The organism is Roseovarius mucosus DSM 17069 (assembly GCF_000768555.3).
Taxonomy (GTDB): domain Bacteria; phylum Pseudomonadota; class Alphaproteobacteria; order Rhodobacterales; family Rhodobacteraceae; genus Roseovarius; species Roseovarius mucosus.
In genome coordinates, this window is record NZ_KN293977.1 from 159,504 (window position 1) to 181,785 (window position 22,282).

Sequence of the window (22,282 nt, forward strand, 5' to 3'; positions counted from 1 at the left end):
CGTGGCGCGGCGCGACGGTGCAAGCTCGGGCTTGAAAAATCGCGGGGGCGTGATATGAGCATGCCGTAGCGGTAGTTTAATATTAAACTATATTGCCCGCAGGGAGATGAGGACCATGACCGACAGCCAAAAGGAAGCCACCCGTCAGGCGGCGCTCGATTATCACGCGTTGCCCCGGCCCGGAAAGCTGGAGATCCGCGCAACCAAGCCGATGGCCAATGGCCGCGACCTGTCGCGCGCCTATAGTCCGGGCGTGGCCGAGGCCTGTCTGGAGATCAAGGCCGATCCGTCCACGGCGTCGAAATACACGACGCGCGGCAATCTGGTGGCGGTTGTCACCAATGGTTCTGCGGTTCTGGGGCTGGGCAATATCGGGGCGCTTGCCTCTAAGCCAGTGATGGAAGGCAAGGCGGTTCTCTTCAAGAAATTCGCCAATATCGACTGTTTTGACATCGAGGTTAACGAGAGCGACCCGGAAAAACTGGCCGAGATTGTCTGCGCGCTGGAGCCGACATTTGGTGCGATCAACCTGGAAGACATCAAGGCGCCGGATTGTTTTATCGTTGAACGAATTTGCCGCGAGCGGATGAATATCCCGGTTTTCCATGATGATCAGCATGGCACGGCGATTGTGGTGGGCGCTGCGGCCACCAATGCGCTGCACGTGGCGGGCAAGACATTCGAGGAGATCAAGGTGGTCTCGACCGGCGGCGGCGCGGCGGGCATTGCCTGCCTTAATATGTTGGTCAAGCTGGGCGTCAAGCGCGAGAATATCTGGCTCTGTGATGTTCACGGGCTGGTGCATGTGGGCCGGGAGGTCGATATGAACCCGGAAAAGGCGGCCTTTGCGCAGGCGACGGAACTGCGGACACTGGGCGAGGTGATCGGCGGGGCGGACCTGTTCCTCGGGCTGTCGGGGCCCAACATCATGACGCCCGAGATGGTCAAGGCGATGGCAAAGCGGCCCGTCGTCTTTGCGCTGGCCAATCCGGACCCCGAGATCATGCCCGATCTGGCACGCGCGGCGGTGCCGGATGCGATCATCGCCACGGGGCGGTCGGATTTCCCCAACCAGGTCAATAACGTGCTGTGTTTCCCGTTCATTTTCCGAGGGGCGCTGGATGTGGGCGCGACCGAGATCAATGACGCAATGCAGGTGGCCTGTGTCCAGGGGATTGCCGAATTGGCGCGCGCCTCGACCAGCGCCGAGGCGGCGGCGGCCTATCACGGCGAGCAGATGACATTCGGCGCGGACTATCTGATCCCCAAGCCGTTCGATCCGCGCCTGTCGGGTGTTGTCTCGACCGCCGTGGCGCGGGCGGCAATGGAGAGCGGCGTGGCGGCGCGACCGATGGCGGATCTGGAGGCCTACAAGGCGGGGCTCGATGCCAGCAAATTCAAGTCGGCGCTGCTCATGCGGCCGGTGTTTCAGGCGGCGTCCACCGCCTCGCGGCGGATTGTGTTTGCGGAAGGCGAGGATGAGCGGGTGTTGCGTGCAGCGCAAGCGATCCTCGAGGAAACCACCGAACAGCCGATCCTGATCGGGCGTCCCGAGGTGATTGCACGCCGCTGCGAGCGGGCGGGCCTCTCGATCCGGCCCGAGCGGGATTTCAACATCGTCAACCCGCAGGACGATCCGCGTTACCGCGATTATTGGGAGACCTATCATGGGCTCATGGCGCGTAAAGGGGTCACGCCCGATCTGGCGCGTGCCATCATGCGCACCAATACCACAGCGATTGGCGCGGTGATGGTGCATCGCAACGAGGCCGATAGCCTAATCTGCGGGACCTTTGGTGAATTCCGCTGGCATATGAAATACGTCAATCAGGTCTTGCAGGACGAGAGCCGCCGCCCGCATGGGGCGCTGAGCATGATGATCCTCGAGGATGGGCCGCTCTTTATCGCCGATACCCATGTGCGGGTGACGCCGAACCCGGCGCAACTGGCCGAGACCGCGATCGGGGCCGCGCGGCATGTGCGGCGGTTCGGGATTGCGCCCAAGGTCGCGTTTTGTTCGCAGTCGCAATTTGGCAACCAGCCGGATGAAGGGGCAGAGCGATTGCGCCAAGCGATTGCGCTCCTTGACGAGGCACCGCGCGATTTCACCTATGAGGGTGAGATGACGATTGATGCGGCACTTGACCCCGAATTGCGCGAGCGGCTGTTGCCGGGCAACCGGATGCAGGGGGCGGCGAATGTGCTGGTCTTTGCCTATGCCGATGCCGCGTCGGGCGTGCGCAACATTCTCAAGATGAAGGCGGGCGGTCTGGAAGTGGGGCCGATCCTGATGGGGATGGGCAACCGGGCGCATATCGTCACGCCGTCGATCACGGCGCGGGGCCTGCTCAATATGGCGGCGATCGCGGGAACACCGGTGGCGCATTACGGGTAGAATCAGGGTTTGCAGGGGAATTCTTTGCAGGTTTGCAAAGTTGCCAGCAATTTCCGGTGACGTGAACAATAAAAGCCGCTTTGCAAAAATTTGCAGAGCGGCTTTGGTCATTTCTGCAAAATTTCTGCGGCCTTCTGTCCCGTGGCCCTGCATGATGCTTGCCCCAAGGCAGGGTGATCCGTAACACATATTCAACGGATCGGAGGAGGATACCATGGGATACACTGAGGTTTACGAGCGATCGCTTGCAGATCCCGAAGGCTTTTGGATGGAGGCGGCAGAGGCGATTGATTGGGTGAAGATGCCCAGTAAGGCGCTGTTTGACGGGGCCGCCCCGCTCTATGAGTGGTACAAGGATGCCGAGGTCAACACCTGCTGGAATGCGGTGGACCGGCATGTAGCGGCAGGGCGCGGCGCGCAGACCGCGATCATCCACGACAGCCCCGTGACCGGCATCAAGCAAAAGATCAATTATTCGCAATTACGCAGCCGCGTGGCGCGGCTGGCGGGGGCGCTGCGGGCCAAGGGCGTGGAAAAGGGCGACCGCGTCATCATTTATATGCCGATGGTGCCCGAGGCGCTGGAGGCGATGTTGGCCTGCGCGCGGCTGGGGGCGGTGCATTCGGTCGTTTTCGGCGGCTTTGCCGCGCATGAGCTGGCGGTGCGGATCGACGATTGTCAGCCCAAGGCCATCATCGCCGCCTCTTGCGGGATCGAGCCGGGACGAGTGGTACATTACAAGCCGCTTCTTGACGGGGCCATTGAGCAGGCCGCGCATAAGCCCGAGTTTTGCGTTATCTTTCAGCGCGAAGAAGAAGTGGCCAAGCTGATCGAGGGGCGCGATTTCGACTGGCACGCGTTCCAATACGGGGTGGAGCCGGCGGAATGTGTGCCGGTATCGGGCGATCATCCGGCCTATATTCTCTATACCTCAGGCACCACCGGCGCGCCCAAAGGCGTGGTGCGGGCGACGGCGGGGCATCTGGTGGCGCTCAACTGGTCGATGAAAAACATCTATAACGTGAACCCGGGCGAGGTGTTCTGGGCGGCCTCCGATGTGGGCTGGGTCGTGGGGCACAGCTATATCTGTTACGGGCCGCTCATTCATGGCAACACGACCATTGTGTTCGAGGGCAAGCCGGTGGGCACGCCCGATGCGGGCACCTTCTGGCGGGTGATGTCCGAGCACAAGGTGCGCAGTTTCTTTACCGCGCCGACAGCGCTGCGGGCGATCAAGCGCGATGATCCCAAGGGCGAGTTGATCAAGAATTACGATCTGTCGCAATTGCGCGCGCTCTATCTTGCCGGAGAGCGGGCCGACCCGGACACAATCGAATGGGCACAGCGCGTGATGCAGGTGCCGGTCTATGACCATTGGTGGCAGACCGAGACCGGGTGGGCCATTGCGGGCAACCCTGCCGGGCTGGAGGCGCTGCCGGTCAAGATCGGGTCGCCCACGGTGGCGATGCCGGGCTATGACGTGCGGATTCTGGACGAGGGCGGGCATGAGGTGGCACCGGGCACGCTGGGTGCGATTGCGGTGAAATTGCCGCTGCCGCCGGGGACGCTGCCGACGCTGTGGAATGCCGAAGCGCGCTATCGCAAGTCCTATCTCAACACCTTCCCCGGCTATTACGAGACGGGCGACGCGGGGATGAAGGACGACGATGGCTATCTGTGGATCATGGCGCGCACCGATGATGTGATCAACGTGGCGGGGCACCGTTTGAGCACCGGGGCGATGGAAGAGGTTCTGGCCAGCCATCCGGACGTGGCCGAATGTGCCGTGATTGGCGCGGCGGACGAGTTGAAGGGGCAAACGCCGGTCGGATTCCTGTGCCTGACCAAGGGCGTCAACCGGGCGCATGACGAGATCGTCAAGGAATGCGTCAAGCTGGTGCGCGACCAAATCGGCCCGGTCGCGGCCTTCAAGCTGGCGGTGGTGGTGGACCGTCTGCCCAAGACACGCTCGGGCAAGATCCTGCGTGCCATCATGGTCAAGATCGCCGATAGCCAAGAGTACAAGATGCCGGCGACGATCGACGATCCCGCCATTCTGGACGAGATCAAGATCGCCCTGCAAAGCCTTGGTTTGGCACGGTAATAAAAAAGAGGGTTCCGGAGGAAGCCGGAACCCTCATCCCCCAGAAGGGACGCTGGAAGAAATGCTGTCTGGCGCGACGCACTCACAACGCCAGGCCAGACAGCGTAACCGGCCGATAAATACCCGTCATGAAGACCGGGTGGCACTTGACCGGTGTATCCCGCCAAAAAGGGTAAGGGATTGCGATATGAAAAGGGCTTGGGACACCCCTACACGCGAGATACCATTATGGTATGGCCGGTTGCGCGTGCAGATTCTGTGAGGCACCTCACAGAAGCGTGAAAAATGAGGAGTCTCGCACATGTCAATTGAGGCCGCACCGGAGCGGAGGGCGCGGGGGCTGGCCGGAATTCTGGAGCGGCATGGCCGTGCGGTCGATTATCCCAAGGGCCGGATGATCTATGCCACGGGTGCCCAGGACAGCACGATGATGCTGATCACCAAGGGCCGGGTCGAGATCAGCCGCAGTTCGGTCGATGGGCGACGCTCGATCCTGACGCATCTGGGGCCGGGGGATATGCTGGGCGAGCTGGCGGCGCTGGATGGTGGCGCCCGGAGTGCCGATGCCGTGGCGGCAACGACAGTGCAGGGGCGCGTTCTGGAGGGGGCGCTTGTCCTGCAACGCCTGCGCGAGGAACCCGATGCCGCGCTCGACGTGATCGGCATGCTGTGCCAACGGCTGCGCCAGACCTCGGGGATGTATACCGCGCATATGCTGGCGGATGGTCAGGCGCGTCTGGCGCGGCTGCTGTTGCACCTGTCTGAGAAATGGGGCGAGGCCCTTCCGGGGGGCAAGCTGCGTCTGGCGGAGCGGTTTTCGCAATCCGATCTGGGCGATCTGGTGGGGCTGAGCCGTGAGAGCGTGAACCGGCAATTCAGGGACTGGGAACAGGCCGGGGTCATCGCGCGCGAGGGCATGGGCATCGTGCTCTGTGATCCGGGGGCGCTGGCACGGGCGGCGGAGATGGCGGAATGAAATGGATTCTGGCTCTGGTTCTGGGATTGATGGCGGCACCCGGCGTGGCACAGGAGGGCGACATGCGCGATTACACCCCACCCGCGTTAGAAACCTGGCGCTATATCAGCGATCAGGTGATGGGCGGTGTGTCCGAGGGGCAGGCGGAGATTGCGGGACCCGAGGGCGCGCGGCATTTGCGCCTGACTGGAACCGTCAGCACGGCCAACCGGGGTGGGTTCATTCAGGTGCGGGGAGATTTGCTGACGCCGCTACCCAAGGGCGCGCAAGGCGTGGTGGTGCGTGTGAAGGGGAATGGTGAAGGCTATTTCATCCATTTGCGCACGCGCGGCACGGTCCTGCCCTGGCAGTATTATCAGGCCCCGATTCCGAGCGGGCCAGAGTGGCAAGAGCTGCGCGTGCCCTTTACCGCCTTTCGCGCTTCGGGGGCGATGCTGCGTGATGTGCCACGGGCGGGCGATATCAAGAGCCTGGCGGCGGTGGCCTATGGGCGGGATTATGAGGCCGATCTGTCGTTCGAGTGGATCGGCGTTTATTGATAGATAATGTAAAATTTACGGGCTAATTCACGCTAAAGTCGCTGTGAAAAGTCGATTTATGTAAACTGTTCACGTAGCAGACGCTCTTCTAATCCATGCCCCGGATCGAACAGTATGCGATGCTTGATGCGGTTTTCCGAGCGGATTTCGACCCAGATCACGTTTTCCACCCAGCGACTGTCGGCGTCGGCCATCACGGGGCGTTTTTCGGGATCGACCACATCGAAGCGCACCACGGCGGTCTTGGGCAGGAGCGCGCCGCGCCAGCGCCGGGGGCGGAATGCGGCCACCGCCGTCAGCGCCAGAACATCCGAGCCGATGGGTAGGATCGGGCCATGGGCGCTGTAGTTATAGGCGGTAGACCCGGCCGGGGTGGCAACGAGCGCGCCGTCGCACACAAGCTCTTCAAGGCGCAGGCGGCCGTCGATGGTGATGCGCAGCTTGGCCGCTTGAGGACCTGCGCGCAGGAGCGAGACCTCGTTGATGGCCAGCGCCTCGTGCAGGGTGCCGTCGAGGGATTCGGCGCGCATGGCGAGGGGATTGATCACCTCTTCCTCGGCCGCGATGAGGCGGTCGATCAGGTCAGTCTCGCTGTATTCGTTCATCAGGAAACCGACGGTGCCGCGATTCATCCCGTAGACGGGAATATCGAGCGCCTGCGTGCGGTGCAGCGTGTGCAGCATGAAGCCGTCGCCGCCAAGTGCCACGATCACATCGGCCTGATCCTCGGGCGCATGGCCAAAGCGGCTGGCAAGGGTGGCGCGCGCGGTCTGGGCGATGGGGGCATCGCTGGCGACAAAGGCGATCTTGCGGTGCATGGGCGGTCCTGTTTCCAAAAGGCGATGCTCTGGCCCGGATCGAACCACAATTCCCCTGCCAAGACCAGCCATGCCGGAGTTACAGGTGAAATCGTCGCTTTACATTCTTTCAAACCGAACGAGTTTCCTTTAGGAAAATGACCAATTCACCAATCTTTGGAGTTGCCCAAATGCCCCATGACGGACACCAGCCTGCTGCAGATCAAGGTTTTTTCACCGAATCCCTCGCGTCGCGCGATCCTGACCTCTTTGGCGCGATCCGCTCGGAGCTGGGTCGGCAGCGCGACGAGATCGAGCTGATCGCGTCCGAGAACATCGTGTCCGCCGCCGTGATGGAAGCGCAGGGCAGCGTGATGACCAACAAATACGCCGAAGGTTATCCCGGCAAGCGCTATTATGGCGGCTGCCAATATGTTGATATTGCGGAAAATCTGGCGATTGAGCGGGCGTGCGCGCTGTTTGGGTGCAGCTATGCCAACGTGCAGCCCAATTCCGGATCACAAGCCAATCAGGGCGTGTTCACGGCGCTGTTGCAGCCCGGCGATACGATCCTTGGCATGAGCCTTGATGCGGGCGGTCACCTGACCCACGGGGCGGCACCGAACCAGTCGGGCAAATGGTTTAACGCCATTCAATACGGGGTGCGCAAGCAGGACAACCTGATTGATTACGATCAGGTGCAGGCGCTGGCAACCGAGCACCAGCCCAAGCTGATCATCGCCGGCGGTTCGGCCATTCCGCGCCAGATCAACTTTGCCCGGATGCGTGAGATTGCCGACAGCGTTGGGGCCTATCTGCTTGTGGATATGGCACATTTCGCCGGTCTGGTGGCCGCGAAAGAGCATCCGAGCCCCTTCCCGCATGCCCATGTCGCCACGACCACGACGCACAAGACGCTGCGCGGGCCGCGCGGTGGCATGATCCTGACCAATGACGAAGGGCTGGCCAAGAAATTCAACTCGGCGATTTTCCCCGGAATTCAGGGCGGGCCGCTGATGCATGTGATCGCGGCCAAAGCGGTGGCCTTTGGTGAGGCGCTGCGCCCCGAATTCAAGTCGTATATTCAACAGGTGATCCGCAACGCGCAGGCGCTGAGCGACCAGTTGATCAAGGGCGGTCTGGACACGGTCACGCATGGCACCGACACGCATGTGTTGCTGGTCGACCTGCGCCCCAAGGGCGTGAAAGGCAATGACACCGAAAAGGCATTGGGCCGGGCGCATATCACCTGCAACAAGAACGGCGTGCCGTTCGATCCGGAAAAACCCACTGTGACCAGCGGTATCCGGCTTGGCTCTCCTGCGGGGACGACGCGCGGGTTTGGCGAAGCGGAATTCCGGCAGATTGCGGATTGGATCATCGAGGTGGTGGATGGGCTTGCGGCCAATGGGGCCGAGGGCAATGGCGCGGTCGAGGCCAAGGTCAAGGCCGAGGTCGAGGCGCTGTGCAAGCGGTTCCCGCTCTATCCGAACCTCTGATTTCGGATCACGAGATTGCCCCGCGCGAGCATCGTCTTGCGCGGGGTTTTCTTTTTCTCTCAAAGTTTTGTGGGGCGTTCCTAAGCTGACCCTTGCCAGCGGATAAGGGCATAGATCAGCCCGGACAGCAGCATCAGATTGAGCACGATTCCCCCGATCAGGCGCAGGAGCGCGGTCTTGCGCGCCTCTTGCGGGTTGAGCGTATCAAGATAAGCATGCAGATCCGCAAAAGCGCGGTCGACCTGAGCGGTGTCGAGCACCCGGGCAAGCTTGGCATGGGCCATCCAATCCTGAGCACCGAGGATAATTGCCGCAGCCCGGCGTTGGCGGCGGGGAAGCCGGCGCCCGGCGCGGCGTACTTGCCGCTCAAGCGTGGCGCTGCGCAGGCGCATACGATCCGCGAGGGCCTGTTGCAGCCCTGTGATCCTGCCTTGAAATTCTTCGGTATCAATCACTTGTGCAACCCTCTTGAGGCAGTTTAACGGCTGTGATGGGGCGCGGCAATAGGGCTGGAATCGTGAGTAAGGGGGCGTTATGAGAGGCTATGTTGAACAGGATCGAACATGGCACGCCGACCGAGAGGCCGGGATTGGTGATTGTGCACGGGCTTTATGGCTCGGCGCGCAATTGGGGTGTGATCGCCAAGCGACTGTCGGACAGTCGCCACGTGGTCGCGGTGGATATGCGCAATCATGGGGCAAGCCCTTGGTTTGAAACGCATTCCTATGAGGATTTGGCGGGTGACCTTGCCGAGGTGATCGAGAGCCTTGAGGGGCCCTATGACGTGCTGGGCCATTCGATGGGTGGCAAGGCGGCGATGGTGCTCGCGCTGAAGCGGCCAGAGCTCGTCAACCGGTTGATCGTAGCGGATATTGCGCCCGTGACCTATGGGCACAGCCAGTTGCAATATATCAAGGCGATGCAGGCGGTGGATTTGACACGGGTCGAGCGGCGCTCGGACGCGGCGGCGCAATTGCAGACCACGGTGGATAATCCGGCGCTGGTACCATTCTTCCTGCAAGCGTTGGATGTGGCGGAAAAGCGGTGGTTGTTGAACCTGGATACGCTGGCGCTTGAGATGCCGAAAATTCTGAGCTTTCCCGACGTTTCAGGGGTTTATGAGGGAAAGGTGATGTTCCTCACCGGGGCGGAGTCATCCTATGTGACACGCGAGCACCGCGACGGGATCAAGGCGCTGTTCCCGGCGGCGCAATTTGCCAAGATCCCCGGCGCTGGCCATTGGCTCCACGCCGAGAAGCCGCGCGAGTTCGAGGCGGCGGTGCGGACCTGGCTGGGCTGAGCAGGGGCGCCGGGCTTCAGCGCAGTGCGTAGAGCTTTTTGGCCACGATATAGGACACGGGGAAGGCCGCGATAAATCCCAAGAGGGCGGCGATCAGGATGGGTTGCAGCGTGTCCTGCCCGATGACGAGGGCGGCGATCACGGCAGAGCCGGAGAGGGTGGAGCCGATGAAGAGATGAAGGATTAGCCCGAGGCGTAACATGACAAAGCCTTTCAATCTTGGTGCTTTGGCTAATGTTAACGCCCATGGATCAGATTGGCCTTGATCTGGGTCAGGGATGGTTTCGAGGCATGAAAAAACCCGCCGGAGGATGCTCCGGCGGGTTTCCTGTGTCGCGAGGTGCGAGTGCTATTCCTGTTGCCCCATGAACATAAGCAGGAACTGGAACATGTTGAGGAAGCTGATGTAGAGGCTGAGTGCGCCGTCGTAGGCAGATTTGTCCAGCCATTCCTGGTCACCATGTGCCGCGTGCGCCACATAAGTGTTCTTGATCTCTTGCGTGTGAAAGGCGGTCAGGCCCGCGAAGATCAAGAGGCCGATCGCCGAGATGGCGAACATCATTGCCGGGCTTTGCAGGAAGAGGTTGATCAGCATTGCCACGACAAGGCCGATCACGCCCATGATCAGGAACGAGCCCCAGCCAGAGATGTCCTTTTTCGTGGTGTAGCCAAACAGCGACAGACCCGCGAAGGCGATGGCGGTCACGATGAACGTCTGCACGATCGAGAAGCTGGTGAACATCAGGAAGATCGAGCTCATCGAAATGCCGATCAGTGCTGCGAAGGCGAAGAAGCCAAGCTGCACGGCGGCCGCGGAGGCCCGGCGCAGAAGCGCGCCCCAACCGAGGAAGATGAAGGCCAGCGGGGCCAGCATCACCACCCATTTGAGCGGCGAAAGATAAAGTGCGGCACCAAGGCCCGACAACATCTTGCCATTAGGCAATTGTGCGGCGGCTGCCGAAGGATCGGTTGTCACGGCAAGCCCCGCGATGGCCCATGCCGCAAGCGCTGTGATGACCATGCCCACGGACATCGTGCCGTAGACCTTGTTCATGTGCGCGCGCAGGCCCGCGTCAATCTGGGCGGTGCGTGTGCCCGTCGCCGTCCGGATCGTGTTAAACTCTGCCATGTAACCCTCCGATATGTGAATGGCGGTCCCGTTCATGGGACATTGCCAGTAATATCGGGAGGCATGCCTAACATTTCAAGCGTTCATGACTGTTTTCGACAGGTTTTATGCGCGGTGGCGTTCGTAACTTTGGGCCGCCGCGCATGCTATGGTCGTGTGCAACAGTGCCTTTCAGAGAAACCTGCTGAATTTGTGGTCGTTTCGCCTAGCAATGCATCCGGCGGGGTAGATCCCAGAACGGGCGGCTCGCCTCACGCAGCGCGGCCTCGCGAGTCAGACCGAGGTCCTCGAGGGCTGCATCGTCGAGCCGGTAGAGGGCGCGGCGCTGCGCCCAGACTGCCAGCATCTCTGAGATGCGCGGGGCGCGCAGGACGGTGCGGAGGGCAGAGGTTTGGGCTTGGACGGTCATGGTCTTTCCTTTCCCTTTGGTGATGTGGCGAAGGGTTCGCATTTCGTATGTTGATCTTTTGCCCGCTTTCGTTCAATTTTGAAAATGAATGTTTGGCCGATTCATCATCAAGGATTGTGATAATGCGAAATCTTGACATCACCACGTTGCGGTCGTTGGTGGCGGTCGCCGATCATGGTGGGGTGACCCGGGCCGCGACGGCGTTGAACCTGACGCAATCTGCGGTCTCGATGCAGATCAAGCGGTTAGAGGAAATGCTGGATCTGACACTGCTGGAGCGGGCGAACCGGCGAGTATCGCTGACCGCACCAGGCGAACAATTGGTGGGCTATGCCCGCCGCATGCTCGATCTGAACGACGAGGTTGTGGGGCGCTTGACGGAAGAGACCTTTGAAGGGGAATTGGCGCTCGGCGTGCCGCATGACATCGTTTACCCGGTGGTGCCGCGCGTGCTCAAGCAGTTCAACGCCGCCTATCCGCGGGTCAAGGTCAACCTGCGCTCATCAAGCACGATGCGGCTGCGCGAGGCCATGGCGCGGGGTGAGGTGGATGTGATCCTGACCACAGAGGAAGGCGTGGGCGAGGGGGGCGAAACCCTGACGCAGATGAACTTGCGTTGGACCGGCGCGCAGGGGGGCGTGTCGTGGAAACGTCGCCCGCTGCGATTGGCCTTTTGTCGTCAGTGCATTTTCCGGCCCATCGTGCTGCGCAAGCTGGATGCGGCTGGGGTGGATTGGGAACTGGCGGTTGATTCCGAGGATGACCGCGCGGTCGAGGCGCTGGTGAGCGCCGATCTGGCAGTGGGCGCGCTGCTTGAGAGCAGTATTCCTCCCCATCTGGAGGCGATCACGCCTGGTGGGGCGCTGCCCGATCTGGGGGTTCAGAAAATCAACCTCTATGGCAACGCCGGCCGCGACGAAGTGCGCGCGGCGTTGATGCGAATGATGCGGCAAGGGTTTGGTGCGTTGACGCCGCCGGTCCCTATTCCAGCGTGACCACGACCTTGCCGGTGGATTTGCGCGTGCGCAGCAATTCGAGTGCCTCTGCCGCCTGTTCGAGCGACAGCAGGTGCGAGACATGCGGGCGCAGGCGACCGGCCGCATACCAGTCAAAGAGGGTGGCCATGCTCTGTGTCAGCACCTCGGGGCGGAATTTGAGGTAGCCGCCCCAATAGAGGCCCATCACGCTGATATTCTTGACCAGCAGGTGATTGGCGGGGATTTGCGGCACGTCGCCGGATGCAAAGCCGATCGCCAGAATGCGTGCCTCGGGGTTGCAGGCGCGCATGGCGGCGGTGAACTGATCGCCACCAACCGGATCATAGACCACATCGACCCCGCCCAAGGCGCGGCAGGTGTCGCGAATATCCTGGGTTGCGGCGTCGATCAGGTGGTCGGCCCCGGCCTGCTTTGCGACGTCGAGTTTATCCGCACCGCGGGCGCAGGCGATGACGCGTGCGCCCATCTGTTTGCCGATTTCCACGGCGGTTAGGCCGACACCCCCGGCTGCGCCCAGAACAAGCAGGGTTTCCCCCGGCAGCAACCGCGCCTTGTGATCCAGCGCCACATGGCTGGTGCCATAGGCCACTTGAAAGGCCGCCGCCTCGGCAAAGGTCATGGTATCGGGCAGGGGCACGGTGCGGGCGGCGGGAAAACAGCCATAGTCTGCGAGCCCACCCTGACCGCCAAAGACCGCAACGCGGGTGCCGGGGGCGGGGCCATCCGTATCGGGGCCAAGCGCCTCGACCGTGCCTGCAACCTCCATGCCAAGGGTAAATGGCGGCTCGGGCGTGTCCTGATAGGCGCCCTTGATCATCAGGAGATCGGCAAAATTGAGCCCGCAGGCCGCGATGCGCAGACTGATTTCGCCCGGTCCGGGGGCCGGGCGAGGCAGGTCGGTCAGGATGGGCTCGGCCCCCTTGGCGGGCAGGTGATAGGCGCGCATTGTGGACCCTTGTGATTCTACCGTTGCGGGATAATGCTGAAGCGGTGGTTAGACGAATTCGATTCGTCCTGTCAAACTGGCAACAGGCAAGCGGAAAAAGTAGGAGATTACCCTATCCAAAAGGATAGGTGCCCGCATAGATTGTGTTTCATTGGTATAGGTCACGCAAACGGATAGCGATATTTCTTGAATTTTAACACCATCTTGGTAGGGTCCGGCACGCGCTGCTGGGATGCGTGGCGCCGGGTCCGGAACAGATGTTTCGGTAAATCGAATTACGGTAAGTCTCAGAGTAGGTAAGAAGGAACATTATATGCCGCACCCCGTTGATGTGCACGTCGGCAAACGTATTCGGCACCGTCGCTGGCTGGTGGGAATGACCCAGCAGCAACTCGCAGAGAGTGTCGGGATCAAATTTCAACAGATTCAGAAGTATGAAACAGGTGCGAACCGCGTAAGCGCGTCGCGGCTTTGGGATATTGCCGAATCTCTGGACGTCGAGATCAGCTTTTTCTTTGAAGGTCTGGATCAGGAGGGCGGTGTGGAGCGCGAAAAGAGCGATCCGGCACGGGCCGATCTGATGGGCGACAAGGAAGCGCTGGATCTGGTGCGTTCGTATTACGCCATTCCCGAGAACCAACGTCGGCGTTTGTTCGACCTTGCGCGGGTTTTGAGCGAGGTGGCTTGAGCCGGACCGGCCCAGGGTCTATCCCTCTGCGCAAGCGGTAGGAAAGGCGGGTCGGAATGGACAAGACAGATATAGTCAAGACAGCCCATGCGGTGGCCGATGCCGCGCGTGAGGCTGTTTTGCCGTTTTTTCGAAGTGCCGGTCTGACGGCGGATAACAAGCTGCCCGATGGGCGGTTCGATCCGGTGACGGAAGGCGACCGCGCTGCGGAACGCGCCATGCGCGCGGCTCTGGCGGAGTTGCGCCCGCAGGATGGCATCCTTGGCGAGGAATATGGTGCGGTTTCGGGCACCAGCGGCCTGACATGGGTGCTGGACCCGATTGACGGCACGCGTGCGTTCATGTCTGGCGCGCCGACATGGGGTGTCTTGATCGCGGTTTCCGATGAAAATGGTCCGATCTACGGGATAATCGACCAGCCCTATATCGGCGAGCGGTTCGAAGGCGGTTGGGGCGCGGCGCGGATGACCGGGCCGATGGGCGCGCGGGATTTGCGGGTCATGGGCGCGCGGCCGCTGTCTGAGGCGATTGTCTTTACCACCTTTCCAGAATTGGGCAGCCCGGCCGAGGCGGCAGGCTTTGCCGAGGTGTCAGGGCACGCGAAGTTGACGCGCTATGGGCTTGATTGTTATGCCTATTCTCTTGTTGCGGCGGGGCATGTCGATCTGGTGATCGAGGCGGGGTTGGCGGCCTATGACATTCAGGCGCCGATTGCCGTGATCGAGGCGGCGGGCGGTATTGTCACGGATTGGCAGGGCGGTCCGGCGCATCAGGGTGGCCGTGCGATAGCCGCCGCCGGGCGCATGCAACACGAGGCCGCGCTGGAGATATTGTCGAAGGTGGTGTGACGGCGGCTTTTGCCGATACGCGCCCTAATCACCTTGTGCGACCGGGTGTTGGCGCTGCTTTCTCGTTGCCTGCTCACACCGCCTTGCCCGCCACCCAAACCCCTGCAATGGCGCGGTCGTCGCCCATCATGATCGTGGGAAACAGTGCCTCCCAGATATCCGTCGCGCGGGCGCTGCGTTGGGCGATGGCGGGGGTCGAGGCGAGATCGAGCGCGACAAGATCGGCCTCCATTCCCGGTGCTATGTTGCCGATCCGCGCGCCCATGTGCAGCGCCTCTGCCGAGCCTGCGGTGGCAAGCCACAGCAACTGGGCGGGATGCAGCGCCGTGCCGGTCAATTGCCCGATCTCATAGGCGGCGGCCATGGTGCGCAGCATGGAAAAGGACGATCCCCCGCCGGTGTCGGTGGCCAGGCCCACGCGCTGCCCTTCGGCCATGCGCGCGGCAAGGTTGAAACAACCGGACCCTATGAAGATGTTGGAGGTGGGGCAATGGATGAGCGCCGCGCCCACCTCGCGCAGGCGGTCGCGCTCGCGTGCATCAAGGTAAATGGCGTGACCGTAGAGGCCGCGCGCGCCCAAGAGACCGTGGGATTCGTATGTGTCGAGATAGTCGCGCGCCTCAGGATAGAGGGATTTGACCCATGCCACCTCGTCCACCTGCTCTGACAGGTGGGTTTGCATCAGGCAATCGGGGTATTCAGACCAGAGCGCGCCCAAGGCGGCGAGTTGATCGGGTGTCGAGGTGGGCGAAAAGCGGGGTGTGATGGCATAAGAGAGCCGGTCGACCCCGTGCCAGCGGGTGAGCAGCGCCTTGCTGTCGTCATAGGCGGATTGCGCGGTGTCGCGCAGCCCATCGGGCGCGTTGCGGTCCATGCAGGTCTTGCCCGCGACCGCGCGCAGGCCCCGCGCCTGGGCTGCCTCGAAGAACGCGGTGACGCTGGCGGGATGGATGGTGGCGTAGCTTGCGCAGGTGGTGGTGCCATGGGCCAGCATGAGATCGAGATAGCGGGTGGCGATTTCTGCCGCGTAGGTGGGATCGGCAAAGCGCATTTCCTCTGGGAATGTATAGGTGTTGAGCCACTCGATCAGGCGTTTGCCCCAACTGGCGATGATCGCGGTCTGGGGGTAATGGACATGGGCATCGACAAAACCGGCGGTTATCAGATGCGTTCCCATATCGGTCACGGTCGCCTGGGGGGCCTGCGCGCGTAGATCCTGCGCGGTGCCGAGAGCGGTGATGCGGCCATTTTCGATCAAGAGCGCCTCGTGCAGACGCGCCGCCCCCTGCGGATCGTCCGCGAAGGGCGAGCGGTCGAAGGCGAGAATCTGGCCGATGAGCAGGGTGATCGCTGACATGTGCCCCCCATGGGCTAAGGATTGCGCAGGGAGCAGGATAAGGGGCCACAGGACCGGGGTAAATTGGTCCATTGCGATTGTTTTCCGTAAACCGGTTCTTTAATCCTGCCCGCAACAGGGATTGCAGGGGGGCACCATGGCAGAACAAGAAGACGATCTGACCCCCGAGGTGGAAGAGTCGGAGGATGATACGCCGCTCACGCGATCCTTGATCGCGCGGATCATGTATGCGGTTGAGACGCAGGACCGCGAAATGCTCTGGGCCGAGATGGAGCCGCTGCACGCGGCTGACATCGCCGACCTGCTGGAGCAGAGCAATGCCTATGACCGACGGCGGCTGATCGCGCTCTATGGGCAAGAGTTCGACGGCGATATCCTGTCGGAACTGGACGAATCGATCCGTGAGGAGGTGATCGGCCTCTTGACGCCGCAGGTGCTGGCCGATGCCGTCCGGGAGCTGGACTCCGACGACGTGGTCGATCTGGTCGAGGATCTGGAGGATCAGCAGCAAGAGGCGATCCTGAGCGTTCTCGAGGACAGCGACCGGGCCGCGGTCGAGCAGTCGCTGACCTATCCGGAATATTCAGCCGGTCGCCTGATGCAGCGCGAAGTGGTGATGGCACCCGAGCATTGGAGCGTCGGCGATGCCATTGATTTCATGCGCAATGCCCAAGAACTGCCGGAACAGTTCTATCACATCGTGCTGGTCGATCCGCGCCTGCATCCGGTAGGCAATGTCACGCTGGGGCGGATCATGGCCGCGCGCCGCGATACGCCGCTCATGGATATTGTGGAGGAGACATTCCACACCATTCCGGTCACGCGCTATGACGGCGATGTGGCCTACATGTTCAACCAGTATCACCTGATTTCAGCCCCTGTTGTGGATGAGGATGGACGTCTGGTCGGGGTGATCACCATCGACGACGCGATGGCGGTGCTGGATGAAGAGCATGAAGAGGATATCATGCGTCTGGCTGGTGTGGGCGAGGGCGGGATCAACGATTCCGTGATCGAAACCTCCAAACAGCGGGTGCCATGGCTCGCGGTCAATCTTGGCACGGCGATTCTGGCGTCTTTGGTGATTGCGCAGTTCGAATTGGCGATTGCGCAACTGGTGGCGCTGGCGGTCTTGATGCCGATTGTCGCCTCAATGGGGGGCAATGCCGGCACGCAGAGCCTGACGGTGGCAGTGCGGGCGCTCGCGACCAAGGACCTGACCGGCGCGAATGTCTGGCGGGTGCTCAGGCGTGAAACGCTGGTGGGGCTGATCAACGGGTTGATTTTCGCGCTGGTGATGGGCGTGGTCGGGGTGGTCTGGTTCGGGGGGCCGGAGCTGGGTTATGTGATCGGTGCCGCGATGGTGATCAATCTGGTCGTTGCAGGATTGGCGGGAGCGGCCGTTCCCGTGATCATGGACCGGATGGGCGTCGATCCGGCGCTGGGATCGGGTACCTTTGTCACCACCGTGACGGATGTGGTGGGCTTTTTTGCGTTTCTGGGGCTGGCGACGGTGTTTTTGATATGAGCGATCTGAGTGAGGTGAAGGCAGCGGCGCGCAAGGCGGCCTTTGCGCGGCGGGCTGAGGCGCATCGTGCGCGCGGTCCGGGGGCGGCGGCGCTCTTGTCCGGGGTTTTGGCGGGTTATCGCGGCGTGCCACTGGCGGGCTATATGCCGATCCGGTCCGAGATTGATCCGCTGCCCGCGATGGAAGAGGCGGCCGCGCATGGGCCGGTGGGCGTGCCGGTGATCCGGGGGGAGGGCCAGCCGCTCGATTTCTCGCGCTGGGGGCCGGGATGCACGCTGCGGGCAGGGCCGTTTGGCGCGATGGTGCCGGAGGTTGACGATTTTTTCGAGCCGGAGATCTTGATTGTGCCGCTGGTGGCCTTTGACCGGCGCGGCGGGCGGCTGGGCTATGGTGGCGGGTTTTACGACCGCACGCTGGACATGTTGCGCGCGCGGCGCGGGACGATGGCGATTGGTTTTGCCTACGGCGCGCAGGAGGCGGCGGAAATGCCGCTTGAGCCGACCGATCAGCCGCTCGACATGGTGGTGACGGAGCTTGAGGTGATCAGTTTCGGAGGGCGCGGTTAAAGCGGGAGATAGTCCATCATCTCGCCCACCTCGCGCGCCGGATCATTGACCGGACGCACCATCAGCGCCTCGGCATTGGCGAGGATGCTGAGAAGCGAGCTGTCCTGTTTATCCTCGGGATGGATCCCTTGCGGCGTGAGGGCCGCGCGCATGTAATGTTCGCGTGGGCCGTTGGGTGGCAGGGAAACGGCCAGCGGCGCGCGCAGGCGCGGGGAAGGGGCGGTGCCCAGACCCAGCATGGCGTTGATCATGGGCGCGATGAACACATGACCGCAGACCATGGCTGACACCGGATTTCCGGGCAGGCCGACCATGGCCGCACTGTTCATGCGCCCGGCCATCAGCGGTTTGCCGGGACGCATGGCGACCTTGTAAAAGGCGCGCTCCATACCCAGATCGCCCGCCACCCGACCGACGAGATCATGGTCGCCCACCGAGGCCCCACCGATGGTGACGATCAGATCGGCCCCGCGCGTCAGCGCAAAACCGGCGGTGAGCGAGGCCACGGTATCGCGCGCGATGGGCAGAATGCGCGCCTCTGCCCCCATGGCGTCAAAGAGCGCCTTGAGGCCAAAGGTGTTGGACGCGATGATCTGATCGGGGCCGGGGCTCTCTCCGGGCATGACCAATTCGTCGCCGGTGGACATGAGCGCCACCTGCGGTTTGCGGCGCACGGGCACGCGCGCCACGTTCATCGAGGCCAGGAGCGCTATGTCAGCGGGGCGCAGGCGGCGCGGGGCGGTGATGGTTTGACCCTCGCGAAAGTCACAGCCCAAGGGGCGGATATGATCCTTGCGGTCGAGATTTTGGCCCAGGGTGATGCGGTCGGCGTCGCGGGTCACATCCTCTTGGATGATGACGCGGGAGGCCCCTGTTGGAATGGGCGCGCCAGTGAAGATGCGCACTGCTTCGCCGGACGACACGGCACCGGGATAGGCATGGCCCGCAGCGGCCTCGCCGATCACGGTGAGGGTGGTGCCGGGGGACGCATCAGCGCCACAGACCGCGTAGCCATCCATGGCAGAGGCGGCGAAGGGCGGTTGATCGCGGCGGGCAGCCACGTCACGGGCAAGGATGCGGCCAGCGGCCTGCGCCAGCGGCACCTCTTCGATGTCGAGCGGTTGCACGAGGGTGAAAAGATGCGCGAGGGCCGCGTCAACGGTGATCATGTCGCCTCATACCGCCCTGATTTTCCGCCATCTTTCAGGAGAACCCGGATGCCGCCGATTTCCATTTCCTTATCGACGGCCTTGGTCATGTCATAGACCGTGAGGGCGGTGACAGAGGCGGCGGTCAGCGCCTCCATCTCGACCCCGGTCTGACCGGTGGTCTTGACCGTCGCGGCTATGCGGACGCCAGGCAGGTCGGGATCAAGGGTCAGGTCCACTGTGACCTTGGTGATCGCGAGCGGATGGCAGAGCGGGATCAGGTCCGGCGTGCGCTTGGCCGCCATGATCCCGGCAAGGCGGGCGACGGCCAGAACATCGCCCTTCTTTGCGCGACCTTCGGCAATGATTTCAAAGGTTTCACGGGCCATCTTGATGTGGCCCTCAGCGATGGCCACGCGCGCGGTCACGTCCTTGTCCGAGACATCGACCATATGGGCATGCCCCTGGCCATCGAAATGGCTGAGCCCGGACATCAGAATCCGCCCGGTGTGAGCGGGTTGGCGAGCAGACTGCGGGTGGCCTCGGTCACATCCTCGGCGCGCATCAGGGTTTCGCCGATCAGGAAGGTGCGCGCGCCGTAGCGGGCCATGTCGGCCAGATCCGCGGGCGTGGCAAGACCGCTTTCGCAGACAATCATGCGCTCGGGGGGGACGAATTTGGACAGTTTCCGGGTGGTGTCGAGCGAGGTTTCAAAGGTGTTGAGATCACGGTTGTTGATGCCGATCATCCGCGATTTGAGGCGGCTGGCACGGTCGAGCTCTTCGCGGTTGTGGACCTCGATCAGGACATCCATGCCCCAATGAAGGGCAGCCTCTTCCAGTTCGGTGGCTTGGGCGTCCGAAACGCTGGCCATGATGATCAGGATGCAATCGGCGCCCCAGGCGCGCGCCTCGGCCACCTGATAGGGGTCATACATGAAATCCTTGCGCAAAACCGGCAGGTCGCAGGCGTTACGGGCCTGTCCGAGAAATTCGGGTGCGCCTTGAAAGCTGGGCGTGTCGGTCAGCACCGAAAGGCAAGTGGCACCACCGGCCTCATAGGCCTGTGCGAGGGTGGCGGGATCGAAATCGGCACGGATCAGGCCCTTGGACGGACTGGCCTTTTTTATCTCGGCAATGAGGCCATAGCCGGTCTTGGCGGCCTTGAGCAGGGCGTCGGAAAAGGGGCGCACGGGTGCTGCCTCATGCGCCAGCGATTCCATCTCGGCCATTGGATGTGCCGCCTTGGCGGCGGCGATTTCCTCGAGCTTGTAGGCTTTGATCTTATCGAGAATGGTCGGGCTGGTCATACGGTCTCCGATGTCAGTTTCGCGAGGGCGGCGATTTTGGCGCGGGCCGCGCCGCTGTCGATGCTCTCGGCGGCCTTGGCCACGCCTTCGCGCAGGTCGCTGGCATGTCCGGCCACGGTGAGGGCCGCAGCGGCATTGAGCAGCACGGCATCGCGGTAGGCTCCGGGCGCCCCATCGAGCAGCGCGCGCAGGGCTGCGGCGTTCTCCGCCGGGGTGCCGCCCAAGATGGCCTCAAAGGGATGTACGGGCAAGCCGAAATCCTCGGGGTGCAATTCGGTCTCGTGGATGCTGCCGTCTTCTTCGAGGGCGGCGACCCAAGAGAGGCCGGTGATCGTCATCTCGTCGGTGCCGTCCGAGCCATGCACGAGCCAAGCGCGCTCCGAGCCCAATTGCCCCAGCGTTTCGGCCATAGGGCGGATGAGGTCGCGCGAGAACGCGCCGGTGAGTTGACGCTTTACACCGGCGGGGTTGGTGAGGGGGCCAAGGATGTTGAAAATGGTGCGCGTGCCCAATTCGGTGCGCACGGGGCCGACATGGGCCATCGCCGGATGGTGCATGGGCGCCATCATGAAGGCGATGCCCACCTCTGCCAGCGCGCGCTCGACCACAGGCACGCCCACCATGACCTTGATCCCCATTTCGGTCAGCGCATCCGCTGCCCCGGATTTGGACGAGAGGTTGCGATTGCCATGTTTGGCCACCGGCACGCCTGCGCCCGCGACGACAAAGGCAGTGGCGGTCGAGATATTGAGCGTGCCCTTACCATCGCCGCCGGTGCCCACGATGTCCATCGCCCCCTCTGGCGCGCGCACCGCGTTGCATTTGGCGCGCATCACGGCGGCGGCGGCGGCGTATTCATCCACGGTTTCGCCCCGCGTGCGCAGCGCCATGAGAAAGCCGCCGGTCTGGGCAGGCGTCGCTTCGCCTTCGAACAGGATCTGAAAGGCGATTTCAGCCTCGGCGCGGGTCAGGGAGCGATCAGCGGCGGCCCCGATCAGCGGTTTCAGCCGATCGCTCATGCCGGGACCTGCATCATGTCGATGAAATTCTGGAGCAGGGCGTGACCATGTTGAGAGGCGATGGATTCGGGGTGAAACTGCACGCCCTGAATGGGCAGGTCGCGGTGTTGCAGGCCCATGATGGTGCCATCGGCCAGCTCTGCCGTGATTTCGAGGCAGTCTGGCAGGCTGGAGCGCTCTACCACCAACGAGTGATAGCGCGTGGCCTCGAACGGCGAGGGCAGACCGGCAAAGACGCCTTTGCCTTCATGGTGGATCTGGCCCATCTTGCCGTGTACGATTTCGGAATGGCGGATCACCTTGCCGCCAAAGGCCTGACCGATGGTCTGATGCCCAAGGCAGACGCCCAAAAGCGGAATACGCGCCTCGGCGGCGGCGAGGGTCAGCGGCAGGCAGATGCCTGCCTGATCCGGATCGCAGGGGCCGGGCGAGAGCAGGATACCATCGGGGCGCATCGCCATCGCCTCTTGTACGTTGAGCGCATCGTTGCGCACGACGCGGGTTTGTGCACCCAATTCGCCAACATAATGGACGAGATTATAGGTGAAACTGTCATAGTTATCGATCAGAAGCAGCATTCGCGCCTGTCCTCATGCAAAGGGGGCTGGAGGCCAAGGGGCCGGTCGCGGTATACTTGTTCAGTCTTGCGCGGCACCGTCAAGGGGCGCTAGGCCGGATAACAGGCAAAACAGGCAGATCAGGGGGCAAAGGCAGTGGCACGCGGAGT

At 62.5% G+C, this 22,282-nt stretch carries 23 protein-coding genes; 11 read left to right on the plus strand and 12 right to left on the minus strand.

Features of this window, described 5'->3' with window-relative positions; all coding sequences use genetic code 11:
• Positions 1–115: 115 nt before the first annotated feature.
• The 4 genes from ROSMUC_RS06280 to ROSMUC_RS06295 all read left to right on the plus strand — a co-directional run bounded on the left by ROSMUC_RS06280 (position 116) and on the right by ROSMUC_RS06295 (position 6,014).
• Positions 116–2,395 carry an NADP-dependent malic enzyme gene (locus ROSMUC_RS06280; protein ID WP_037270750.1) on the plus strand — a complete coding sequence of 760 codons (2,280 nt, stop codon included), beginning with the start codon at positions 116–118 and terminating at the stop codon, positions 2,393–2,395.
• Between the two features lie 214 nt (positions 2,396–2,609).
• Positions 2,610–4,499: a propionate-CoA ligase PrpE gene (gene prpE / locus ROSMUC_RS06285; RefSeq protein WP_037270752.1), complete on the plus strand. Its 1,890-nt coding sequence runs from the start codon at positions 2,610–2,612 to the stop codon at positions 4,497–4,499.
• 301 nt (positions 4,500–4,800) lie between these two features.
• Positions 4,801–5,475 (plus strand): Crp/Fnr family transcriptional regulator, encoded by a 675-nt coding sequence (locus tag ROSMUC_RS06290; protein WP_037270754.1) that lies wholly within the window; start codon positions 4,801–4,803, stop codon positions 5,473–5,475.
• A complete protein-coding gene (locus ROSMUC_RS06295) occupies positions 5,472–6,014 on the plus strand; it encodes a CIA30 family protein (RefSeq protein WP_037270756.1) in 543 nt (180 codons plus the stop codon). Before ROSMUC_RS06290 ends, ROSMUC_RS06295 begins: the two co-directional genes overlap by 4 nt.
• A 56-nt stretch (positions 6,015–6,070) precedes the next feature.
• Here ROSMUC_RS06295 and ROSMUC_RS06300 read toward each other — a convergent pair whose 3' ends face one another.
• Entirely contained in the window at positions 6,071–6,832 is a 762-nt protein-coding gene (locus tag ROSMUC_RS06300) for an NAD kinase (protein ID WP_037270758.1), read from the minus strand.
• 170 nt (positions 6,833–7,002) lie between these two features.
• Here ROSMUC_RS06300 and glyA point away from each other — a divergent pair, with 170 nt between their 5' ends.
• Positions 7,003–8,310: a serine hydroxymethyltransferase gene (gene glyA, locus ROSMUC_RS06305; RefSeq protein ID WP_037270759.1), complete on the plus strand. Its 1,308-nt coding sequence runs from the start codon at positions 7,003–7,005 to the stop codon at positions 8,308–8,310.
• Between the two features lie 80 nt (positions 8,311–8,390).
• Here glyA and ROSMUC_RS06310 read toward each other — a convergent pair whose 3' ends face one another.
• Positions 8,391–8,765, minus strand: coding sequence for a hypothetical protein (locus ROSMUC_RS06310; RefSeq protein WP_037270760.1), 375 nt, complete (start codon positions 8,763–8,765; stop codon positions 8,391–8,393).
• 89 nt (positions 8,766–8,854) lie between these two features.
• Between ROSMUC_RS06310 and ROSMUC_RS06315 the strand changes: the two genes are divergently transcribed.
• Positions 8,855–9,610, plus strand: a complete 756-nt coding sequence (locus ROSMUC_RS06315) for an alpha/beta fold hydrolase (protein WP_037270762.1) — start codon at positions 8,855–8,857, stop codon at positions 9,608–9,610.
• 16 nt (positions 9,611–9,626) lie between these two features.
• Here ROSMUC_RS06315 and ROSMUC_RS06320 read toward each other — a convergent pair whose 3' ends face one another.
• From ROSMUC_RS06320 to ROSMUC_RS06330, 3 genes are all read right to left on the minus strand, one after another.
• Complete coding sequence (locus ROSMUC_RS06320; protein ID WP_037270764.1) at positions 9,627–9,812, minus strand: hypothetical protein; 186 nt, start codon at positions 9,810–9,812, stop codon at positions 9,627–9,629.
• Positions 9,813–9,959: 147 nt separating this feature from the next.
• Positions 9,960–10,739, minus strand: a complete 780-nt coding sequence (locus ROSMUC_RS06325; protein WP_037271019.1) for a Bax inhibitor-1/YccA family protein — start codon at positions 10,737–10,739, stop codon at positions 9,960–9,962.
• Between the two features lie 205 nt (positions 10,740–10,944).
• On the minus strand, positions 10,945–11,148 hold the full coding sequence (locus tag ROSMUC_RS06330) for a DUF1127 domain-containing protein (protein WP_245875129.1): 204 nt from the start codon (positions 11,146–11,148) through the stop codon (positions 10,945–10,947).
• Positions 11,149–11,270: 122 nt separating this feature from the next.
• On the opposite strand from ROSMUC_RS06330, the gene ROSMUC_RS06335 reads away from it, so the two are divergent.
• A complete protein-coding gene (locus ROSMUC_RS06335; protein WP_037271021.1) occupies positions 11,271–12,143 on the plus strand; it encodes a LysR family transcriptional regulator in 873 nt (290 codons plus the stop codon).
• On the opposite strand, the gene ROSMUC_RS06340 is transcribed toward ROSMUC_RS06335, so the two are convergent.
• Entirely contained in the window at positions 12,130–13,092 is a 963-nt protein-coding gene (locus ROSMUC_RS06340; RefSeq protein WP_037270770.1) for an NADPH:quinone oxidoreductase family protein, read from the minus strand. The genes ROSMUC_RS06335 and ROSMUC_RS06340 overlap by 14 nt on opposite strands.
• 313 nt (positions 13,093–13,405) lie before the next feature.
• Between ROSMUC_RS06340 and ROSMUC_RS06345 the strand changes: the two genes are divergently transcribed.
• Both ROSMUC_RS06345 and ROSMUC_RS06350 read left to right on the plus strand, forming a co-directional pair.
• Positions 13,406–13,780 (plus strand): helix-turn-helix domain-containing protein, encoded by a 375-nt coding sequence (locus ROSMUC_RS06345; RefSeq protein ID WP_008282060.1) that lies wholly within the window; start codon positions 13,406–13,408, stop codon positions 13,778–13,780.
• Between the two features lie 56 nt (positions 13,781–13,836).
• Positions 13,837–14,628 (plus strand): inositol monophosphatase family protein, encoded by a 792-nt coding sequence (locus ROSMUC_RS06350; RefSeq protein WP_037270774.1) that lies wholly within the window; start codon positions 13,837–13,839, stop codon positions 14,626–14,628.
• A gap of 73 nt (positions 14,629–14,701) precedes the next feature.
• Here ROSMUC_RS06350 and guaD read toward each other — a convergent pair whose 3' ends face one another.
• Entirely contained in the window at positions 14,702–15,985 is a 1,284-nt protein-coding gene (gene guaD, locus ROSMUC_RS06355) for a guanine deaminase (protein WP_037270776.1), read from the minus strand.
• Between the two features lie 136 nt (positions 15,986–16,121).
• Here guaD and mgtE point away from each other — a divergent pair, with 136 nt between their 5' ends.
• The gene (gene mgtE, locus ROSMUC_RS06360; RefSeq protein WP_037270779.1) at positions 16,122–17,513 is read left to right on the plus strand and encodes a magnesium transporter; all 1,392 of its coding nucleotides are present in this window, start codon (positions 16,122–16,124) and stop codon (positions 17,511–17,513) included.
• Positions 17,510–18,079 carry a 5-formyltetrahydrofolate cyclo-ligase gene (locus tag ROSMUC_RS06365; protein ID WP_037270781.1) on the plus strand — a complete coding sequence of 190 codons (570 nt, stop codon included), beginning with the start codon at positions 17,510–17,512 and terminating at the stop codon, positions 18,077–18,079. Before mgtE ends, ROSMUC_RS06365 begins: the two co-directional genes overlap by 4 nt.
• Here the strand turns inward: ROSMUC_RS06365 and ROSMUC_RS06370 are convergent.
• Genes ROSMUC_RS06370 through ROSMUC_RS06390 form a run of 5 tightly spaced genes read right to left on the minus strand, consistent with a single transcriptional unit; the run spans position 18,076 to position 22,124 of the window.
• Positions 18,076–19,248, minus strand: coding sequence for a molybdopterin molybdotransferase MoeA (locus tag ROSMUC_RS06370; protein WP_037270784.1), 1,173 nt, complete (start codon positions 19,246–19,248; stop codon positions 18,076–18,078). The two genes, ROSMUC_RS06365 and ROSMUC_RS06370, sit on opposite strands and share 4 nt — an antisense overlap.
• Entirely contained in the window at positions 19,245–19,721 is a 477-nt protein-coding gene (gene moaC / locus ROSMUC_RS06375; protein ID WP_037270787.1) for a cyclic pyranopterin monophosphate synthase MoaC, read from the minus strand. Before moaC ends, ROSMUC_RS06370 begins: the two co-directional genes overlap by 4 nt.
• Positions 19,721–20,536: an indole-3-glycerol phosphate synthase TrpC gene (gene trpC, locus ROSMUC_RS06380; protein ID WP_037270791.1), complete on the minus strand. Its 816-nt coding sequence runs from the start codon at positions 20,534–20,536 to the stop codon at positions 19,721–19,723. Before trpC ends, moaC begins: the two co-directional genes overlap by 1 nt.
• Positions 20,533–21,555, minus strand: a complete 1,023-nt coding sequence (gene trpD / locus ROSMUC_RS06385) for an anthranilate phosphoribosyltransferase (RefSeq protein WP_037270794.1) — start codon at positions 21,553–21,555, stop codon at positions 20,533–20,535. The genes trpC and trpD overlap by 4 nt, the downstream gene beginning before the upstream one ends.
• A complete protein-coding gene (locus tag ROSMUC_RS06390) occupies positions 21,552–22,124 on the minus strand; it encodes an anthranilate synthase component II (protein WP_425442772.1) in 573 nt (190 codons plus the stop codon). Before ROSMUC_RS06390 ends, trpD begins: the two co-directional genes overlap by 4 nt.
• Positions 22,125–22,282: the final 158 nt, after the last annotated feature.

What these genes read in the sequence shown, in the direction of transcription:
- ROSMUC_RS06280 (WP_037270750.1), top strand. Translation starts at nt 116, where the DNA reads ATGACCGACAGCCAAAAGGAAGCCACCCGTCAGGCGGCGCTCGATTAT.
- prpE (WP_037270752.1), top strand. Translation starts at nt 2,610, where the DNA reads ATGGGATACACTGAGGTTTACGAGCGATCGCTTGCAGATCCCGAAGGC.
- ROSMUC_RS06290 (WP_037270754.1), top strand. Translation starts at nt 4,801, where the DNA reads ATGTCAATTGAGGCCGCACCGGAGCGGAGGGCGCGGGGGCTGGCCGGA.
- ROSMUC_RS06295 (WP_037270756.1), top strand. Translation starts at nt 5,472, where the DNA reads ATGAAATGGATTCTGGCTCTGGTTCTGGGATTGATGGCGGCACCCGGC.
- ROSMUC_RS06300 (WP_037270758.1), bottom strand. Translation starts at nt 6,832, where the DNA reads ATGCACCGCAAGATCGCCTTTGTCGCCAGCGATGCCCCCATCGCCCAG.
- glyA (WP_037270759.1), top strand. Translation starts at nt 7,003, where the DNA reads ATGCCCCATGACGGACACCAGCCTGCTGCAGATCAAGGTTTTTTCACC.
- ROSMUC_RS06315 (WP_037270762.1), top strand. Translation starts at nt 8,855, where the DNA reads ATGTTGAACAGGATCGAACATGGCACGCCGACCGAGAGGCCGGGATTG.
- ROSMUC_RS06320 (WP_037270764.1), bottom strand. Translation starts at nt 9,812, where the DNA reads ATGTTACGCCTCGGGCTAATCCTTCATCTCTTCATCGGCTCCACCCTC.
- ROSMUC_RS06325 (WP_037271019.1), bottom strand. Translation starts at nt 10,739, where the DNA reads ATGGCAGAGTTTAACACGATCCGGACGGCGACGGGCACACGCACCGCC.
- ROSMUC_RS06330 (WP_245875129.1), bottom strand. Translation starts at nt 11,148, where the DNA reads ATGACCGTCCAAGCCCAAACCTCTGCCCTCCGCACCGTCCTGCGCGCC.
- ROSMUC_RS06335 (WP_037271021.1), top strand. Translation starts at nt 11,271, where the DNA reads ATGCGAAATCTTGACATCACCACGTTGCGGTCGTTGGTGGCGGTCGCC.
- ROSMUC_RS06340 (WP_037270770.1), bottom strand. Translation starts at nt 13,092, where the DNA reads ATGCGCGCCTATCACCTGCCCGCCAAGGGGGCCGAGCCCATCCTGACC.
- ROSMUC_RS06345 (WP_008282060.1), top strand. Translation starts at nt 13,406, where the DNA reads ATGCCGCACCCCGTTGATGTGCACGTCGGCAAACGTATTCGGCACCGT.
- ROSMUC_RS06350 (WP_037270774.1), top strand. Translation starts at nt 13,837, where the DNA reads ATGGACAAGACAGATATAGTCAAGACAGCCCATGCGGTGGCCGATGCC.
- guaD (WP_037270776.1), bottom strand. Translation starts at nt 15,985, where the DNA reads ATGTCAGCGATCACCCTGCTCATCGGCCAGATTCTCGCCTTCGACCGC.
- mgtE (WP_037270779.1), top strand. Translation starts at nt 16,122, where the DNA reads ATGGCAGAACAAGAAGACGATCTGACCCCCGAGGTGGAAGAGTCGGAG.
- ROSMUC_RS06365 (WP_037270781.1), top strand. Translation starts at nt 17,510, where the DNA reads ATGAGCGATCTGAGTGAGGTGAAGGCAGCGGCGCGCAAGGCGGCCTTT.
- ROSMUC_RS06370 (WP_037270784.1), bottom strand. Translation starts at nt 19,248, where the DNA reads ATGATCACCGTTGACGCGGCCCTCGCGCATCTTTTCACCCTCGTGCAA.
- moaC (WP_037270787.1), bottom strand. Translation starts at nt 19,721, where the DNA reads ATGTCCGGGCTCAGCCATTTCGATGGCCAGGGGCATGCCCATATGGTC.
- trpC (WP_037270791.1), bottom strand. Translation starts at nt 20,536, where the DNA reads ATGACCAGCCCGACCATTCTCGATAAGATCAAAGCCTACAAGCTCGAG.
- trpD (WP_037270794.1), bottom strand. Translation starts at nt 21,555, where the DNA reads ATGAGCGATCGGCTGAAACCGCTGATCGGGGCCGCCGCTGATCGCTCC.